We start from the raw sequence: 17,625 nt of genomic DNA, 5'->3' as shown, positions 1-17,625 counted from the left end.
AGAGAAAAAAATCCTCCCTGCGCTGAGTCTAGCTCTTGGCAGGAAGGACTATATATACCAAAGTCTTGTTACTTTGTTACGGATGTTGTTGCATTTCCATGTTGATCAGCCGTTTTATCAGATGCAGCATCTTTCAAGTAGGCTGTCCAGTAAGCTCCTGCTACAAATATCCCTCCGCCCACTAAATTGCCGAGCCAGACCGGAACGAAATTTCTCAAATAATCGCCCCAAGAGAAGTAACCTTCAAAGATCGCCGCTGGAATAAGGAACATATTAGCCACGACGTGCTGAAAGCCAATAGCAACGAATGCCATCGTCGGAAACCAAATTCCAAGAATTTTTCCGCTCATGTTGTCAGCCCCGTAGGATAACCATACTGCCAAAGCTACCAACCAGTTACAGCCAATACCTGAAATGAAGGCTTGAAGAAAGCTGTCATCCAGCTTATGGCCTGCCATATCAACTAGTTTATCTAAATAAGCTCCACTTGAAGTCAAGCCAACGACATGCCCAAAGAAGTACGCTACAAACAATGCTCCAACAAAATTGCTGATGGTAATCAGCACGATATTTTTAAACATCTCACCTGTTGTAATTTTCTTACTCATACGTGCTAACGGAACTGCCATCATATTACCTGTTAACAGTTCGCCACCAGCTAGCAGTACCATGATCAAGCCCACCGGGAACACAGCCGCACCGATAAAGCTTGCTATACTTCCCCATTCTTTAGGAGCACTACTGATAACTCGAATATCTAGCAAAAACCCAAGAGCAATAAAGGCCCCACCTAGGAATCCTAAAATTAAAACCGTTAACAGCGGGTTGTGCGCCTTCTTTACCCCATTTTCCACGGTGATCGCAGCAATCTGCTGAGGTTTGTAATAAGCCATGGTCCAATCTCCTTTTTGCCGAATGTCTATTTAATAGTATATTATAATCTCAAATATGATTGTATCGCGGTAGACATCGCCCGAAAAGTAACAAAGATCACGTTAACGCTTTCATTTAAGTGAATTAATTCACATCAATTACACATAAATCAACTTATTACATCGTGATGAACCTCAACTAACATCACACGGCCAGCTGTACTATTTGCTCTTTACAGTTGGCCGATGATCGTTAGTTCACCATAAACATTAGTTAAGCATGTGACACTTCACGCGATGGCACCGCTGGCAATGCTCCAAGACCTGCGCTATTCAAGAAATTCCATGGTTTGTTATAATGCGGTTGGAAGAAGAAATCGACAAATGCAAGCTCCTCCATCTTCATTTTATTCTGAATACAAACTGAGATCGTATTGATTGATTGCGTCAAATCCACCTTAGACATGATTTGTGCACCAAGTATTACTCTCGTGTCTTTCTCATACACTACCTTTAGCATGAGCGACTCGTGTGTCGGCATAAACTCAGGACGATAATGATCATTTATAAGTACGGCTTCTGCCTGTATCCCTGCAAGGGCTGCGGCTGTTTCCGTCATTCCAGTACCAGCGATGTTGTCTTCATAAATTTTAATTCCGGATGTGCCTTGAGTTCCCATATATTTTATCGTCGGGGATACCAAATTTCGAGCTACCAGTGTCCCCATACGAACCGCATTTGTAGCCAGTGGGATATAAGCATTCTTCCCCGTAGGATTATAGCGTATAGCACAGCTATCCCCAGCAGCATATACATCACGCTGACTAGTCTGCATATATTCGTTGACAATAATCGCCCCATTGTCCATCATCTCAACTTGTCCCTTTAGCAGCTCAGTATTCGGACGGAAACCGATACAAAGGATAACAAGATCGGCTTCGTATTGACCTTGATCAGTAATGACCTTACCTACTTTACCATCTGCTCCTTCAAATCGTGTTACTTTCTCCCCAAGTGCTAACGCAATGCCGTGATCACGTAAAGAGGCTTCAATCTTATCCGTATATTCAGGATCTAAATATTTACTAAGAATTCGATCCTCTGCGTCAATTAATGTGACTTGTTTACCATTCATTTGGAATGCTTCCACTAATTCTATGCCGATATAACCAGCACCAACAACAACAATATTACGTGCATTTTGTGCCTTCTCAATGATCGTATTAGAGTGATTAAAATTCTTGGAGAGTACAATGTTCTCTAATTCAATTCCTTCAAATTTCGGTATAATAGGCCAAGATCCTGTCGTAACAATTAGCTTGTCGAACGTCTCCTCCAATTCCTCACCTGTTTGTAGGTTACGTGCAGTAAGAGTTTTTAGAGAAGTGTTCACCGAGGTTACCTCATGCTGCATCTTCGTTGTTACTCCTAGTTCCGCAAGCTGCTGAGGGGAAGAATAGAATAGTCCGCTAGCATCTTCAACTACACCACCAACATATAACGCAATTCCACAAGACAAAAAAGATATATTATCATTTCGTTCATACACTGTAATTTCTGCCTCGGGGTACAATTTAGCTGTGTTTACAATAGCGGCAGTGCCTGCGTGAGTACATCCAATAACTGCTACTTTCATCATTTCATCCTCCTCTAAGATCCCTCAGTTACAGGGTCATGATGCCAAAAAATTATATTGTGAAATCGTTCACTTTGAAGCGTGTAGCAATGTGAAAAAAATCACCTTATATATGTATTATAATGTGATATTTATCACATTGCAAGAAAACGAGCACAGTTGGCAAAATGTTCATATGAAAAAGGCCACTTCCATTTGGAAGCAGCCTTTTACTGGATTATCATTTCATTAATTGCCAGACACCGGTACGGCATCATAATATTCTTCTAAAGTAATTCCTCTTTCAGCGATACTCGCCGCGATTTCTTTACCTACATAACGTAGATGCCACGGTTCATACTTGTAGCCTGTGATAGACTCTTGTCCATCCGGATAACGGATGATGAATCCATACTCCGTTGCGTGATCAGCAAGCCAATTGGCTTCCTTCGTACCGCCAAAACAATCCTCTGCCGCACATTTCCCATCACTACCTGATACGTCGATGGCGAGTCCCGTTTCATGTTCACTATGACCTGGTACAGCGCTGTAAGTTTTGGCTTTCTCTTCTCCGTCCCTCGCCACATATTGATTAAACAGTGTTGTCTGTCTACTATGGGAGCGATAAGCTGAAACACCAGCTAGATAGACGCCATCTTCCTCCGCGCCAGCAAACATTTCCTCCAGAGCCTTTGCAGCTTCTTTACGCATCATACGTTTCTCGATCTTCTCTTTAAAGGTAAACCTTACGTCTGGATATACCAAATCTGTAGGGTCGTAGTCATCCGGTAGGGCAAACTCCTTGTTCACCAACACCGCTATACTCTCAGGGTCAGTTGCCTCTGTTAGATCGGGTTCCTTATTCACATCAGGTGCCGAGGTCTGCTCCCCTGAAGAGGAATTACCATTTTGACCAGGAGTTGTGTTCGTTCCATCATTCTCTCCATTCTCAGGAGTAACGACATTTCCTTCACCCGTATCACCGGATTCACTCACATTTGTGCCGTTCACAGGTTGCGTCGAATTCTCATTCTTCTTACCACATCCAGCTAACAAAACAACCGCTACTAAAAGAATCAGGACCGTAGTTAGTGGCTTCAATCCCGCTCCCTTAACACCAGGTGCTTGAATCATCTTTCCTTTCTTTCTCCACAACAAGTTAATCCATTTGCTCAAGGTCGGTTCCCCCCTAGTTTCTCACCCTAAGCCACACATGTAACTTCTGGTTTTGTTCTATATATCCTTATATTCAATTAACGTCCGTTACGGCCTCCGCGCTCATTTCCACCATTGCGTCCACTACCTTGTCCACGTCCTGCGGAACCCGTTGATCCACCTTGACCGCCACGTTTGGCACCATCTGGTCTACTTTGTCCACGTCTTGCTTCACCTTGACCAACAGGGCCACGGCCTTCGCTACTACGACCTATACGGCTCTCGCCACCACGACCACCGCTACGACCTCCACTCCGTCCTTCGCCGCGTGTTCCCGCAGTGGATGAGCTGGAATTGCGCCGTCCACGAGAGTTGTCGTTACCTCCACGTCTGGATCTCTCCCGACCTGCTGGCTCACTCTTCGTCCGGCCTCCAGATCTATTACCCTCGCGAGTTCCAGCCGAAGCACTTCCTGTACGTTCTACATTCGTGCCGTTAAGGCTACCCCCTTGTCGCTCTAACCGCAGAGAAATTCCGCGCTCAATATTCCGTAGTGCTTCAATGTCCCGCGGAGAAGCAAATGTGACGGCAATACCCTTCTCCCCAGCGCGACCTGTTCGGCCAATCCTGTGAATATAACTATCCGCATCCTGCGGAATATCGTAATTGAATACATGAGTCACACCCTCAACATCGATACCCCGGGCAGCAACATCCGTCGCGACTAACAATTCCAACTTCGCTTCACGGAAAGCGCGCATAACCTGCTCACGCTTGGACTGTGATAAATCACCGTGCAGCTCGTCAGAAGCAAAACCAGCTTCCTGCAGCGCTTCATTAAGCACACTGGCCCGTCGCTTAGTCCGGCAGAATATAACGGCCAAATAAGGACGGTTACTGCGGATCATTTCGATAAGCGCTTGTTGTTTTCCCCGATCTGTCGTTTCAACAACAATTTGCTTAATACTATCCAGCGTTACACGAGACGTCTCGGCGATACGAATATCCTTCGGCTGATCCATATAGGTCTTCGCCAATCTCTTCACGTTATCTGGCATCGTTGCAGAGAATAACATCGTTTGACGATTTCTTGGTATCATACGGATAATACTTTCTACTTCTGCCAAAAAGCCCATATGCAGCATTTGATCGGCTTCATCCAATACCAACATTTTGATAGAACCTAGTGTAAGTGACCCGCGACGTAAATGATCCAGCAAACGGCCCGGTGTACCAATGACTAATTGCGTACCATTCTTCAGCTTACGAAGTTGTCTTTCTACATCCTGTCCTCCGTATGCAGCTAGGATAGACAGACCCTCTTTGGCATTCGTCAGCTTACGTGCCTCAGCCGTAATTTGAATTGCCAGCTCGCGTGTAGGCGTAATAATCATAGCTTGTGCGTCTTTACGATCCACACGGATCTTCTCAATGATAGGCAACAAGAATGCCAAAGTCTTACCTGTTCCCGTTTGAGCTTGGGCGATAACATCCTCACCCGACAGCAAAGCTGGAATAGCGGCCTCTTGGACCGGCGTAGGCTTTACGATGCCTTGTTTCTGTAATATATCAAGTAGGGCGGGGGAAAGGCCCCATTGGTTAAATGTTGTCAAAAGTACTCACCTCATATTTTGATAGATACGACTACTCGCATCTTCGTGCGCCTTTGTCCGTTAAAGAACGTGTTCAAAAAGTTAGATTGTCAGCACCAGAGTCTATGCTTTCGAAGTTGCGTTTTTTCAAAACGCTCGAGAAGGTTGAATGAAGATAGGGACTGAGGAGCAGAGCGTAGGCAAAACCTACGTGAGCACCTCAAATGTTTCCGCAGGAAACATACGACGAAATCGTATGCTAGGCCCGGCTGAATTCAAGATTCGATGTCGATAACACTCCATGATTTACTTCGTGATCAAAAGATGACTTTTTGAACTACCTCTTAAAAAAGAATGGTCGAACAAACAGGACCTCCCCTATTGTAACAGAGATTGCCCTGAAATACTTTGTAGCGTTGTAGAATGATACCGGTAATCTAGTTAAAACCTTCCCGACTTGTATATCGAATACAGCAACCAGATAACCATAAACGTAGCTACAACAAACCCAATTTCAATGGCAGGGAAGTCCCATAATAGAGTAGGCCTTCGTGTTAGTGAAGAGCCCACAATCAAACCAACCATAATAATACTAAAGGCTAAAAGTACGATGCTAAAAGATAACCGATTCCCGATCTGGTCCATTTTCCTCAGAATATGTTCCAATTCAGGTACATCCATCTCCACCTTAACTTTGCCTTTACTAAGTAGATTGGATAATCTCCTTGCTTGATGCGGTAGCTCGCTTATAGATTCCGCAAATTCACTGGCACCACTAAGTAGCTTTTTGTTGATTCGACTTGCACTATACTTCTCCCGAAGAAGCTTGCGACCAAAAGGCTCAGCCAGATCAAGGATTCGCAGCTGCGGATCTAAACTTAGTGCGACCCCTTCTACTGTCAGTAGTGCCTTTGCCAGCAGGAGTAAATCCGGTGGTAAGATAATACCATGTTGCTGAGCAGTAGCGAACAGATCCTGCAGCGCTTCACCGATGCGAATCTCGGAGAATGGAAGATCGTAATATTGATCATGCAATCGTTCGAGGTCCATCCTCAGTCCCGCTTCGTCCTCGTTGTCGCCAAGCAATCCCATTCGTTGAATTGCTCGTACCATCCCACTTGTATTACGCTGCATTAGCGAAATAACAAGTGAAGCGAGGTGGTCCTTCATTTTTGAATTCAACCGTCCGACCATTCCAAAATCAATAAACGCTAAATCACCGCTTGGTGTAACTAACAAATTACCAGGGTGTGGGTCCGCATGGAACACCCCTCCGATAAATATCTGCCGAAGCATGGCGTTAACAAGCCTCTCGGCAATTTCCTTAGGATCAACCTGTTTATACTCTTGCTCTTCGGAAAGTCGTTTCAAATGAATTCCTTCCACAAAGTCCATCGTCAATACTTTGGATGAAGTACAGTACCAATGAATACTAGGAATATAAATCCCCTTACTATCGTGTAGCTGTCTGCGAATTTTCTCCGTATTCCGGCCTTCATTACTATAATCAAGTTCCGCTATAATTGACTTGGAGAATTCATCGACCATCGCAGGAATTTGATATCGAACGATCCACGGCCAATGTTTCTGCGCCATGCTAGTCAAATGTTTGAGAATATTCAAGTCCTGCTGAATCAGGGCTGCAACACCTGGGCGCTGAACCTTAATTGCCACCACTTCACCGGTTAGCAGTGTTGCCTTATGAACCTGCCCAAGCGAAGCGGCAGCCAAAGGTATTTCTTCGAACTTTTCAAGCAGTTCATCTATCGGAATATCAAGCTCACTCTCTAGAATCTTAATGGCTTCTTGTGCCGAAAAAGGCGGCACTTGATCTTGTAACTTAACAAGTTCGGAGATGATATCCGCCGGAAGTAGGTCCGTACGGGTGCTAGCTAGCTGTCCCACTTTAACAAAAGTAGGCCCAAGTTCTTCAAGCACAAGACGAATTCGTACAGCTAACGTTAAACTCTCATGTTCACTTTTCCTCATCCGGTGGAACGGGGCTGACAATAGTTTCGTTAATCCAATTCCCTCCACAATATAACCAAAGCCATGGCGCCCTAGCGCCATGGCAATTTCCCGATAACGGCCGGTTTGCCGAACAAAGTTGCCCATGGCTTACGGCTGCTGGAGTTCAGCTACTTTGATTTCTAATTCAGCAACGCGCCTTGCGAGCTCCTCGACTTCTTTGGCAGAGGCAAGTCCCATATGCTGAAGCGTAGATTGGACCTGTTCATTCACCAATTTTTTGAGCCTCGTCTGCTCTTCCGCTCCTCTGTCGATTAACCGCTCCACAAATTGTTTAGACTCCGCAGGCTCGAGCTCACCCCGCTTCACCAAATCATCAACCAGGTCTTCCACCTTTTCCTTACTAACGATAGTTAGACCCCATCCTAATGAAATAGCTTTTTTCAACAAATCGGTCATGATTAACCACCCACCCTTTCCAAAATATGATCCTATAGCTTATACCCTATAAACCAGATTTTAGTCATGATGATCACAAAAGATTACTTTAGCTTGGACATCTCGCTGCCCATTTTGCACTTTGGAGAACTAATTTACGGTATTCCGGATGCTGAAACGCAGCCTGATCACGTCCCGGCAATAGATATACTACACGACCTAAGCCGTAAGCATGCGCCCATGCAGCGGGATGCCATTCTCCATCTAGATTATATTCCATAAGAATCGTTGTTTCATTAAATGGATCAAACTCAAAGCGATAAGGTTCATCTGAGATTTCAAATGGCTCGATGTCCTGCATGATATCATGCTCTGGATCTGTAATTCTCATATCCAATTTGCAAAATGACGGATGTACTGTATTTTTGGCCCCAATCATTTGAGCCAGTTCATACTTCTTCTGCAGCACAATGCCGTTATGAAGAACCAGCAACCCACCACCACCACTAACAAAGGACAATAGTCCAGCCGCCTGCTTTGAAGATACTTTCTCTGCCCAACTATCGTGATATGAAATACATAAATCAAAAGCTTCTATATTCCCTAGCTCGAGCATTTGTTTGTTCTCACTACACTGAACCGAAAGGGAATCATGTAAAATGTGAGTGATCTCTTCATCAACACCCTGAAGAGGATGAAATTTCGGATGGGTGTAATCCCCAATCAAAAGTGCTTTTTTCTTATTCGTCATATTAATGTCCTCCTATAACCTAAACCTGTTCACCGGTTGAGTCCGCTGACCTTTCTATAGATAAGGGCTGGGCTTCACCGGCATAATAACGAGTTAGCTCAATCATCATGCTGCCCATTCGTTCTTCCATAGGGAAGAGCACACGGGGAACCCCTGCCTCATATAATCCCTGTGCTGTTACTTTGCCTACCGCAACAGCAATAACTGGGCCATGCAGCATATTAATCAGTTCAGGCAAACACTGCTGTTTGTTAGCATACTCCAGCAGGAACCTAACTTGTGGGCCGCTTGTAAAGGTAACAGCATCAACCTTGCCTTCCATAATATCATACAGGAGCATTTCAAGCGCTCCCTCTGGTGGTGCTATATGGCGATAAGGAAGAATGGGAGTACATGTCGCCCCTTGATCCTGTAACCAATGGACTAAACGAGGAGCAGGATCTCCATGAAGCTGCAACATAATGGTTTTGTCATGTAAATCATATGCAGAAAGTCCACGAATCAAACCTTCCGTACTGCCATCATCATCACGCACCATAGGCGTCAGTTGACGCTTCTTCAAAGCGTTAGCTGTCTTATAACCCCGTGCCGCGATGGATGTCACTCTTAGGTTGTCCCAAAGTTGCTGAACTACTTCCATATCCTCTGCCATATCGAACATAGCCTCGAGTCCCATACCTGTTGTAAATATCGACCAGTCCGGAGGAGAATTTACCCATGAGAGTATGGCATTGCGAAGATCGATATCATCTAGAAGCACGGTTCCTTGTGCAGGTCGATACAACGGGATTCCACCCAAGTTTTCCACTAGCTTCCCCAATTCCTCTGCCCGACGTGGCCCTGTTAATGCAATCCTTTTACCTTCCAATCTCCGTGGCATAATACTCCCCCTGTATTCAACTGATTTAATATATGTAACTATCCCCTAGACTACTTAACCTAGCTCCAGCTTAAACGACACAAGAAGTGAAGTAAATAACAGAAAAGCCGTTCATCAATGATGATGAACGACCACTTTAAGTTGATAAGCTATAAGTAAGTGTTCAAAAAGCCAGATATTCAGCACCAAGAAGGTTGGATGAAGCCAGGGACCGAGGAGCGGAGCGTAGGCAAAACCTACGTGAGCACCAGAGGGCCCGGCTGAATTCAAGATTCGATGTCGAATCCGCTTCTTGATATGCTTCGTGATCAATAGATGGCTTTTTGAACTTCCTCTATAAGAATTTACTTAATCTGCTAAGCGATATCCTACACCACGTACAGTTGCAATATATAATGAATCGGCAGCGCGATCTCCCAGTTTCTTACGTAAGCTCTTAATATGAACATCAACCACGTTGCTTCCACCTAAGAAAGAGGTTCCCCACACTTGCTCCAACAATTCCTCACGCGAAAGGACACTACCTTCTTGTTCCAGAAGTTTAATCAATAGCTCATACTCCGTCTTCGTCAATTCAATCTTGTTCCCACTACGATAGACAGACATTTTCTTGCGATCTATCCACAGATCTTTGTAGATAGCTGGGGATGTACCTTCCAGCAAACGAGATGAAGAAGAGCGTTTCTCTCCACTTCGAATAATACGTTGAACATGATAGAGAACTTCCTGCGGGCGGGCAGGCCAAACCAACAGTTCCTGATTCATCAACCCTTGATCCAAACGAGCGAGCATCGATTCCTTCACTAGCATTAAGGAAGGAATTCCCCCTGTCTCCTGCTGTACTAAAGATTTCATTGCGATTTGTTCTTCTCTACTACCATATGGAGTTAGGTCAAAGATCAATAAGTCCGCAGCCAAGGCGTTACGAATCCCCTGCTCCCAGTGATGAAACACTAGAACATCAAAGCAACCATCCGATAGGTCCCGTACCAATTCGTGAATTTCACTCGGAAACGGGCTAACGATAATGACACGTTGTGTAACCGGACATGCGTTCATTTCAACAACAGATTGCTCCTGACCCATCGTGGATGCATCCATATCAACTGGATGTCGAAACGGTGTAATGTTCCCAGCAGGATAATCTGAATCCTTTATTTCTTCTGCTGACACGCTGGACACACCCCCCCGAATACGACATGAGCATGATGCACATCATATCCAGTCTCTTTAGAGACTTCGTTGGTCCAGTCTTCAGGAACTTTAGTCATTACCTCATCGACATGTCCACATATCTCACAAAGAATGTGTTGGTGATCATCCAACTTGGCGTCATATCGGCTGGCAGCCTCTCCCAGCTTCAATTCACGAACCATCTCTTTATCCACCAAATATCTTAGTGAGTTATACACTGTACCATAGGCAAAATTGTAGCCTTGCTCCACCAAACGGTTCATCACATCTGCCGCCGTCGGGTGATCATGCGTATTACGAATCACATCATATACGGCCTTGCGTTGTGTGGTTAAATTCAAAGCTCTCATTATATATATCATTCCCTAATGTATTATATTTTTAATTTAGAATTAGTATAAGTCTTATTTCATAATGCGTCAATGGGCTGATCTAACCTGTAATGTCTCCTTTCACGCATGTTCGTAGAACATTTTTCTCATACTATGAATAGTTCGTTCGATAAATATGCATCGATGATTACTTTCCATACCAAAAGGAGGAGCACAGCTTGAGGAAAGATCTACTTCAAAATTTGCCTGCTTTACCCCAATTCCCGGAATCGTTGTGGAGAGAAACCTCATCTCTACCTACCTTTCCGAAGTTAAGTAATGACATAAAAGTGGACGTTGCTATAGTCGGAGCGGGTATAACCGGCATTTCCACAGCTTATGTATTAACAAAAGCCGGTCTAAAAGTTGCGGTCCTAGATGCAGCTACGATTCTTGATGGGGCAACTGGCTATACCACCGCTAAAATAACCTCCCAACACGGAATGATGTACAGTAAGTTGATCCAGCATTTTGGTGAAGAAGCAGCCAAGCTGTATTTCGAAGCCAATGAAGAAGCGCTTCAATTCATTAGAGATACCGTAAAGGAGCATGAGATCGAGTGCTACTTGGAAGAGGAGGATGCTTATCTATACGCAGACTCTGATGAACAAGCTGAACAATTGCAGCAGGAATGGCAAGCATATGGGCAGCTTGGACTCCCGGGTGAATGGGTAGACACTGTTCCTGTTCCACTAACTATCAAGGGAGCCATCAGACTCAGAAATCAGGCTCAATTCCATCCCCTTCTCTACTTACGTGCCCTAACAGACTACATTACCACGCATGGTGGTTCATTATATGAACATACCTTGATGGAAGATTATGCGGAGCAAGGTGAAGATGAACGGCTTCAATTAAAGACTCAAAGTGGCCATATGATCTCCTGTAATCACGCTGTATCAGCATCTCACTTTCCGTTCTTCGACGGGGGTTCCTTGTATTTCACAAGGTTACATGCCGAACGATCCTACGCTATTGCCCTGGAAGCGAGAACTCGTTTTGAAGGGGGAATGTACATCAATTGTGGTGAACCAAAACGCTCCTTACGATCTGCCAAAATGAATGGTAAGCAAGTTATTCTAGTTGGTGGAGAATCTCACCGAACTGGAGATAGTCAGTGCACACTTCGTCATTACGAAGAGCTAGAGAAGTTTGGCGGATCATTATATGACCTAACCGGCATTCCATACCGCTGGTCTACGCAAGATCTCATTACGATTGATGAAGTTCCGTATATCGGTGTTCTTAACTCCAGACATCCTAATGTTTACGTAGCAACTGGTTATGGGAAATGGGGTATGACCACTGGAACACTCGCAGCACATCTGATTCACGATTTAATTCTCGGTAAAGATAACCGCTACGCGGAATTGTTCACCCCATCACGGTTCAAGATGAATCCTAGCATTAAGAACCTCGCGGTTCAAAATGCTACCGTGGCGAAAGAGCTAGTCTCCGGGAAAATAGGAACGGTATATATGAAACCAGATGATCTAAGGGCTGATGAGGGTAGCGTAGTTAAGCATTGCGGCAAAAGAGCAGGAGCTTATAGAGATAAAGAAGGTAAACTATATCTAGTGGATACTACTTGTACGCACCTTGGCTGCGAAGTGCAGTGGAATGATGCGGAACGATCTTGGGATTGCCCATGCCATGGATCAAGATTTGATTATAAAGGACATGTATTGGAGGGACCCGCCACACAAGATCTGAAAACACTAACCCCACAGCTTGAATTGTAGAAATGCTTCTAAATGCTTCCTACAAGTCTCATTAATCACAGCGCTTTAACGAGATAAAGTTTAGTTTTCCGAGTAGAATATAAATATTAATTTTTGTGCAAATTCACGCACAAACCGAACAATGGATGTTAGGTGTTTCCATATGAACCGCTTACAACCAAATTGTCACGAACGTTTATTAAACTACGGTCAATAACATCTGGATTTTGCGTATCTTTAATTGTATAATCAGAGTGGTCATACAGGCACTTCATGGTGCTGATTATGTTTTACACTCTGAAGGGGGAAAGTATAAATGAAAAAATCAATCAAACTAACTATGGTAATGCTGCTTGCAGTAACCCTAGTCTTGTCCGCTTGCGGCAAGAAGAACGAAACTGGCGGTAACGGAGCAACTTCCAACATTAAAGTTGGGATGGTTACTGACGTAGGTGGCGTTAATGACAAATCGTTTAACCAATCCGCTTGGGAAGGTCTTCAATCCATTAAAGAATCGGATGGAGTTAAAGTTGAGTACTTACAAAGTACTAAGGCTGATGATTACGTAACGAACCTTAATAAATTTGTAAAAGGCGGCTACGACCTCACTTGGGGTATTGGTATGAGCTTGGAAAAAGACATTAAAACAGTAGCCGATCAAAACAAAGATGCCAAACTGGCGATCATTGATGCCGTTGTTGATGCACCTAACGTTAAATCTGTAACTTTCTCTGAAAATGAAGGTTCTTTCCTTGTTGGTGTAGTTGCAGGTCTAACTACAAAAACCAATAAAGTCGGCTTCATTGGCGGAATGCAGCTTCCAGTTATCGAGAAGTTTGCAGCTGGATTCCAAGCAGGGGTCAAAGCCGTTAATCCGGATGCCCAAGTTATGATTAACTACACAGGCGCTTTCGACAAACCTGACCTAGGTAAAACACAAGCAGCAACTTACTATAATGATGGAGCAGACATCTTATTCCCAGCTGCTGGCGCTACAGGAACTGGTGTTTTCAATGAAGGTATCGCTCGTAAAAAAGCTGGCGCAGATGTTTGGGTTATTGGAGTCGACAAAGACCAATCCCTTGAATTTGGTGATGAAATCACTTTGACTTCCATGATCAAACGTGTAGACGAAGCTGTAAAACGTGTAAGTAAACAAGTTGTTGACGGTACGTTTACTGGTGGAACTGAAACGCTTGGTTTGAAAGATAATGGTGTAGGTATTGCTGATACTTCCAGCAAAAACGTTTCTGCAGAGATCCTTGCTAAAGTAGAAGATTATAAAGCAAAAATCATCAGTGGTGAAATCGTTGTTCCTGAGGCTCCAACTAAATAAGTTCTATTCCCAGCATTAGAATAATCAAATATAATTAATGACAAGGCTAGTTACTACAACTGGCCTTGTCGTTTGTTAAAGACCTGCTAGATGAAATCTAATAGAAGGGTGATCCTTATGAATGCATCCAACCCTGTCGTCGAGTTGAAATCCATTACAAAACGTTTTCCGGGTATTGTCGCTAATGATTCCATCAGCCTAAAACTGCATAAAGGTGAAATTCACGCCTTACTTGGTGAGAATGGAGCCGGAAAGTCCACGCTGATGAACATCCTGTTTGGGTTGTACCAACCGGATGAGGGTAGCATTGAAATCGATGGCAAGCCAGTTCAAATCGACAATCCAAATAAGGCCATTGAATATGGGATCGGAATGGTTCACCAACATTTCAAGCTGGTCCAACCTTTTACCGTAACTGAGAATATTATTCTGGGAATGGAACCTAAGCATGGAATCAGCCTGGATCATAAATCAGCCGCAACCAAAATTAAGAACTTATCAGAGCAATATGGATTAAAAGTCGATCCCTATGCCAAAATCCAGAACATATCCGTTGGTATGCAACAACGGGTTGAAATACTAAAAACATTATATCGCGGTGCACAGATTTTGATTTTTGATGAACCGACGGCTGTTCTTACACCCCAAGAAATTACTGAATTGATGGATATTATGCGACGGTTAGTTGCTGAAGGAAAATCTATCATTCTCATTACTCATAAATTGAAAGAGATTATGCATATTTCTGATACGGTGACCATCATTCGTCGTGGTAAGGTAATCGACACGGTCAAAACCTCGGAATCCAATCCTAGCCAGCTTGCTGAGAAAATGGTTGGAAGAAATGTTACATTTAAAGTGGATAAGCAGCCAGCAGAACCGGGAGAAACAGTGATGTCGGTGAACGATATCCAGTTAAAGCGTAAGGATGGGGTATCCGTCTTAAATGGCCTGAGTTTTGACGTAAAAGCTGGGGAAATCTTAGGGATTGCCGGTGTTGATGGTAATGGTCAGTCTGAGTTAATCGAAGTGATCACCGGATTACGCAGTCCTGATCAAGGTTCCGTTAAGGTTAGTGGCAAAGAAATCGCAGGTCGTACACCTCGATTTGTGGCTGAAAGCGGCGTCGCCCATATTCCAGAGGATCGACACAAGCATGGCTTGGTGCTTGATTTCTCGATGAGCGAGAACTTTGTACTTGAAACCTACTATAAAGACCCGTATAGCAAACGTGGATTTTTAAACTTCGATGCCATTAAAAAGCAAGCCCAACGCCTGATCGAACAATTTGACGTAAGAACACCGGGAATTACGACTTTAGCGCGTTCTTTGTCCGGAGGTAATCAACAGAAGGCCATCATCGCACGGGAAATTGATAAAGATCCCGATGTTCTGGTCGCTGCTCAGCCTACGCGTGGTCTAGACGTTGGTGCTATCGAGTTTGTACAAAAGCAATTAATAGCACAACGAGATAAAGGCAAAGCCGTGTTGCTGATTTCTTTTGAACTTGATGAAATCATGAATGTGTCCGACCGGATTGTGGTCATTTATGAAGGTAAAATTGTCGGGGAAGTCTTGCCAGAGCAAACCAATGATCAAGAATTAGGTCTGATGATGGCAGGTAGCCTTGCTGCTGGAGGTCAAAGAGGATGAATAAAATATTTAAGATTTTCTCCAGCAGCATTGTTGTTCCTATAACGGCTATTGTGATGGGACTTATTGTTGGAGCAATCATTATGCTTTTCGGAGGATATGATCCTTTATTAGCATATCAATCACTATTCTCGCAGGTGTTTGGAAATCTGTATGATTTCGGGGAAACTCTTCGTGAAATCACCCCCTTGATATTAACGGGACTGGCTGTAGCATTCGCCTTCCGTGCAGGTCTGTTCAATATTGGTGGCGAAGGACAATTTATCATTGGGATGACTGCTGCATCGTTTATCGGTATCAAATTGTCTGGGCTTCCTGCAATTATTCATGCTCCACTCGCTGTAATTGTAGGTGGGATCGCCGGTGGTTTATGGGCAGCGCTCGCTGGTTATATCAAAGCAAAACGTGGGGTCAATGAGGTCATCACAACGATTATGCTGAACTGGACAGCCCTGTATCTAGGGAATTATGTTGTTATGCATTTTCTTCTTCTTCCAGGACAACAACGTTCTGAAGACCTTCCAGAAAGCGCTTCTATCACTATCCAATGGATATCGGACCTATTCAGCAATGCTCGAATTCACTGGGGGATGCTCCTCGCTGTATTAGCAGCAGTATTCTTCTACATTTTCCTCTGGAAAACAAAGCAAGGGTACGAGCTACGTGCAGTTGGTCTCAATCCTCATGCAGCGGAATATGCAGGGATGAATGTAGGTAAAAATGTTGTAAAGGCGATGTTTATAAGTGGAATGTTCGCCGGACTCGCAGGAGCTTGTCAAGTACTCGGCGTGTTCCACTATCAATCCGTTCTGTCCGGAACACCGGGTATAGGATTTGATGGAATTGCTGTAGCTCTAATCGGTATGAATCATCCATTCGGAGTATTGCTAGGTGGAATCTTGTTCGGTGTACTAACGTATGGTTCTGCCGGAATGAGCTTCGGCGCTGGTGTTCCACCAGAGTTGATCCGAATCGTTATCGGCTCCATTATTTTCTTTATTGCTGCACCAGGTATCGTACGTTTCGTGCTTAAACCCCTTTACCTCAAACGTAAGAAAGGGAAGGTGTTGTAAATGGATTGGGTAACTACACTCGGTCAACTGATGAACACGACGCTGGTATTTTCTACAGCACTCATCTTTGGGGCCTTGGGCGGCATCTTCTCGGAGCGTTCCGGGGTTACGAATATCGGTATTGAAGGATTAATGACATTCGGTGCCTTCGCGGCAGCAGTTAGTACACACTTTGCCGGAGAGGCTGGTATGGGAGTAGCTTCGCCGTGGATAGGTCTCATCACTGCTCTGATCGTCGGGGTTCTCGCTTCACTCATCCATGCCCTAGCCTCCATTACCTTCAAAGCGGATCAGATTATCAGCGGTATCGTCATTAACTTCCTGGCAACAGGAAGTACACTCTATATGGTTAAGCTTATTTTTCACGGTGACGGCGAGACTGCTCTGCTTAAGAATGTATTCAATAAAGTGGCGATCCCTTGGCTTTCCAAAATCCCAATTATCGGTGAGGGCTTATTTCACAATTATCCTACTACCTATTTGGCGATTATTCTTGTGTTTGTTGCTTACTTCGTTCTATTCAAGACGCCATTTGGACTACGTCTCCGCGCAGTAGGGGAACATCCTAGTGCAGCGGATACGGCGGGTGTGAATGTTAAGCGCATGCGTTATATTGGTGTAATGATCAGCGGAGCCTTAGCGGCTCTTGGGGGAGCAACAGTAACACTCACAACAACTAGCACATTTGCTCACAACACCATTTCAGGACAAGGCTTTATTGCTATTGCTGCGATGATTTTCGGTAAATGGAATCCGATCGGCGCCTTTGGTGCTGCTGCATTCTTCGGTTTCTCGCAAGCCATCCGTAGCTATGTATCGCTCTTTGCCTGGTCAAACAGCATACCTCAAGAATTCATTTACATGCTTCCGTATGTACTAACTATTATCGTGCTTGTCGCTGCAGTAGGACGGTCACGTGCCCCTTCTGCCCTTGGAGAACCATACGATCCAGGGAAACGATAGGCATAGAAATGAATAAATTACAGCCGCTTGAGCAGCGCGTAGT

The 17,625-nt window shown here is 44.3% G+C and carries 15 protein-coding genes; 5 read left to right on the top strand and 10 right to left on the bottom strand.

Annotated features, from left to right (window positions below; genetic code table 11):
• Window positions 1–68 precede the first annotated feature (68 nt).
• From IEW05_RS18525 to IEW05_RS18480, 10 genes are all read right to left on the bottom strand, one after another.
• The gene (locus IEW05_RS18525; RefSeq protein ID WP_188541323.1) at window positions 69–893 is read right to left on the bottom strand and encodes a formate/nitrite transporter family protein; all 825 of its coding nucleotides are present in this window, start codon (window positions 891–893) and stop codon (window positions 69–71) included.
• 253 nt (window positions 894–1,146) lie between these two features.
• The gene (locus tag IEW05_RS18520; RefSeq protein ID WP_188541496.1) at window positions 1,147–2,508 is read right to left on the bottom strand and encodes an FAD-dependent oxidoreductase; all 1,362 of its coding nucleotides are present in this window, start codon (window positions 2,506–2,508) and stop codon (window positions 1,147–1,149) included.
• A gap of 228 nt (window positions 2,509–2,736) precedes the next feature.
• On the bottom strand, window positions 2,737–3,663 hold the full coding sequence (locus IEW05_RS18515) for a M15 family metallopeptidase (protein ID WP_373285845.1): 927 nt from the start codon (window positions 3,661–3,663) through the stop codon (window positions 2,737–2,739).
• Between the two features lie 77 nt (window positions 3,664–3,740).
• On the bottom strand, window positions 3,741–5,255 hold the full coding sequence (locus IEW05_RS18510) for a DEAD/DEAH box helicase (RefSeq protein WP_188541322.1): 1,515 nt from the start codon (window positions 5,253–5,255) through the stop codon (window positions 3,741–3,743).
• A 420-nt stretch (window positions 5,256–5,675) separates the two neighbouring features.
• Window positions 5,676–7,349, bottom strand: a complete 1,674-nt coding sequence (locus IEW05_RS18505; RefSeq protein ID WP_188541321.1) for an ABC1 kinase family protein — start codon at window positions 7,347–7,349, stop codon at window positions 5,676–5,678.
• A gap of 3 nt (window positions 7,350–7,352) precedes the next feature.
• Window positions 7,353–7,661 (bottom strand): phasin family protein, encoded by a 309-nt coding sequence (locus IEW05_RS18500; protein ID WP_188541320.1) that lies wholly within the window; start codon window positions 7,659–7,661, stop codon window positions 7,353–7,355.
• Between the two features lie 88 nt (window positions 7,662–7,749).
• On the bottom strand, window positions 7,750–8,391 hold the full coding sequence (locus IEW05_RS18495) for a ThuA domain-containing protein (protein ID WP_188541319.1): 642 nt from the start codon (window positions 8,389–8,391) through the stop codon (window positions 7,750–7,752).
• 19 nt (window positions 8,392–8,410) lie between these two features.
• Window positions 8,411–9,271, bottom strand: coding sequence for a uroporphyrinogen-III synthase (locus IEW05_RS18490; RefSeq protein ID WP_188541318.1), 861 nt, complete (start codon window positions 9,269–9,271; stop codon window positions 8,411–8,413).
• 348 nt (window positions 9,272–9,619) lie between these two features.
• Complete coding sequence (locus tag IEW05_RS18485) at window positions 9,620–10,444, bottom strand: response regulator transcription factor (RefSeq protein WP_229753515.1); 825 nt, start codon at window positions 10,442–10,444, stop codon at window positions 9,620–9,622.
• Entirely contained in the window at window positions 10,426–10,815 is a 390-nt protein-coding gene (locus IEW05_RS18480) for a Fur family transcriptional regulator (RefSeq protein WP_188541317.1), read from the bottom strand. The genes IEW05_RS18485 and IEW05_RS18480 overlap by 19 nt, the downstream gene beginning before the upstream one ends.
• A gap of 200 nt (window positions 10,816–11,015) precedes the next feature.
• On the opposite strand from IEW05_RS18480, the gene IEW05_RS18475 reads away from it, so the two are divergent.
• The 5 genes from IEW05_RS18475 to IEW05_RS18455 all read left to right on the top strand — a co-directional run bounded on the left by IEW05_RS18475 (window position 11,016) and on the right by IEW05_RS18455 (window position 17,582).
• A complete protein-coding gene (locus tag IEW05_RS18475; RefSeq protein WP_229753513.1) occupies window positions 11,016–12,578 on the top strand; it encodes an FAD-dependent oxidoreductase in 1,563 nt (520 codons plus the stop codon).
• A 295-nt stretch (window positions 12,579–12,873) separates the two neighbouring features.
• On the top strand, window positions 12,874–13,893 hold the full coding sequence (locus IEW05_RS18470; RefSeq protein ID WP_188541316.1) for a BMP family lipoprotein: 1,020 nt from the start codon (window positions 12,874–12,876) through the stop codon (window positions 13,891–13,893).
• A gap of 117 nt (window positions 13,894–14,010) precedes the next feature.
• On the top strand, window positions 14,011–15,546 hold the full coding sequence (locus IEW05_RS18465; protein WP_188541315.1) for an ABC transporter ATP-binding protein: 1,536 nt from the start codon (window positions 14,011–14,013) through the stop codon (window positions 15,544–15,546).
• The gene (locus tag IEW05_RS18460) at window positions 15,543–16,619 is read left to right on the top strand and encodes an ABC transporter permease (protein ID WP_188541314.1); all 1,077 of its coding nucleotides are present in this window, start codon (window positions 15,543–15,545) and stop codon (window positions 16,617–16,619) included. The genes IEW05_RS18465 and IEW05_RS18460 overlap by 4 nt, the downstream gene beginning before the upstream one ends.
• Window positions 16,620–17,582 carry an ABC transporter permease gene (locus IEW05_RS18455; RefSeq protein ID WP_188541313.1) on the top strand — a complete coding sequence of 321 codons (963 nt, stop codon included), beginning with the start codon at window positions 16,620–16,622 and terminating at the stop codon, window positions 17,580–17,582.
• Window positions 17,583–17,625: the final 43 nt, after the last annotated feature.

The organism is Paenibacillus segetis, from assembly GCF_014639155.1.
GTDB classification, from domain to species: Bacteria; Bacillota; Bacilli; order Paenibacillales; family Paenibacillaceae; genus Fontibacillus; species Fontibacillus segetis.
The sequence above is the reverse complement of the archived record's forward strand: the minus strand, read 5'-3'. Positions and strand labels throughout refer to the sequence as shown.

What these genes read in the sequence shown, in the direction of transcription:
- IEW05_RS18455 (WP_188541313.1), top strand. Translation starts at nt 16,620, where the DNA reads ATGGATTGGGTAACTACACTCGGTCAACTGATGAACACGACGCTGGTA.
- IEW05_RS18505 (WP_188541321.1), bottom strand. Translation starts at nt 7,349, where the DNA reads ATGGGCAACTTTGTTCGGCAAACCGGCCGTTATCGGGAAATTGCCATG.
- IEW05_RS18460 (WP_188541314.1), top strand. Translation starts at nt 15,543, where the DNA reads ATGAATAAAATATTTAAGATTTTCTCCAGCAGCATTGTTGTTCCTATA.
- IEW05_RS18500 (WP_188541320.1), bottom strand. Translation starts at nt 7,661, where the DNA reads ATGACCGATTTGTTGAAAAAAGCTATTTCATTAGGATGGGGTCTAACT.
- IEW05_RS18465 (WP_188541315.1), top strand. Translation starts at nt 14,011, where the DNA reads ATGAATGCATCCAACCCTGTCGTCGAGTTGAAATCCATTACAAAACGT.
- IEW05_RS18525 (WP_188541323.1), bottom strand. Translation starts at nt 893, where the DNA reads ATGGCTTATTACAAACCTCAGCAGATTGCTGCGATCACCGTGGAAAAT.
- IEW05_RS18490 (WP_188541318.1), bottom strand. Translation starts at nt 9,271, where the DNA reads ATGCCACGGAGATTGGAAGGTAAAAGGATTGCATTAACAGGGCCACGT.
- IEW05_RS18470 (WP_188541316.1), top strand. Translation starts at nt 12,874, where the DNA reads ATGAAAAAATCAATCAAACTAACTATGGTAATGCTGCTTGCAGTAACC.
- IEW05_RS18495 (WP_188541319.1), bottom strand. Translation starts at nt 8,391, where the DNA reads ATGACGAATAAGAAAAAAGCACTTTTGATTGGGGATTACACCCATCCG.
- IEW05_RS18520 (WP_188541496.1), bottom strand. Translation starts at nt 2,508, where the DNA reads ATGAAAGTAGCAGTTATTGGATGTACTCACGCAGGCACTGCCGCTATT.
- IEW05_RS18480 (WP_188541317.1), bottom strand. Translation starts at nt 10,815, where the DNA reads ATGAGAGCTTTGAATTTAACCACACAACGCAAGGCCGTATATGATGTG.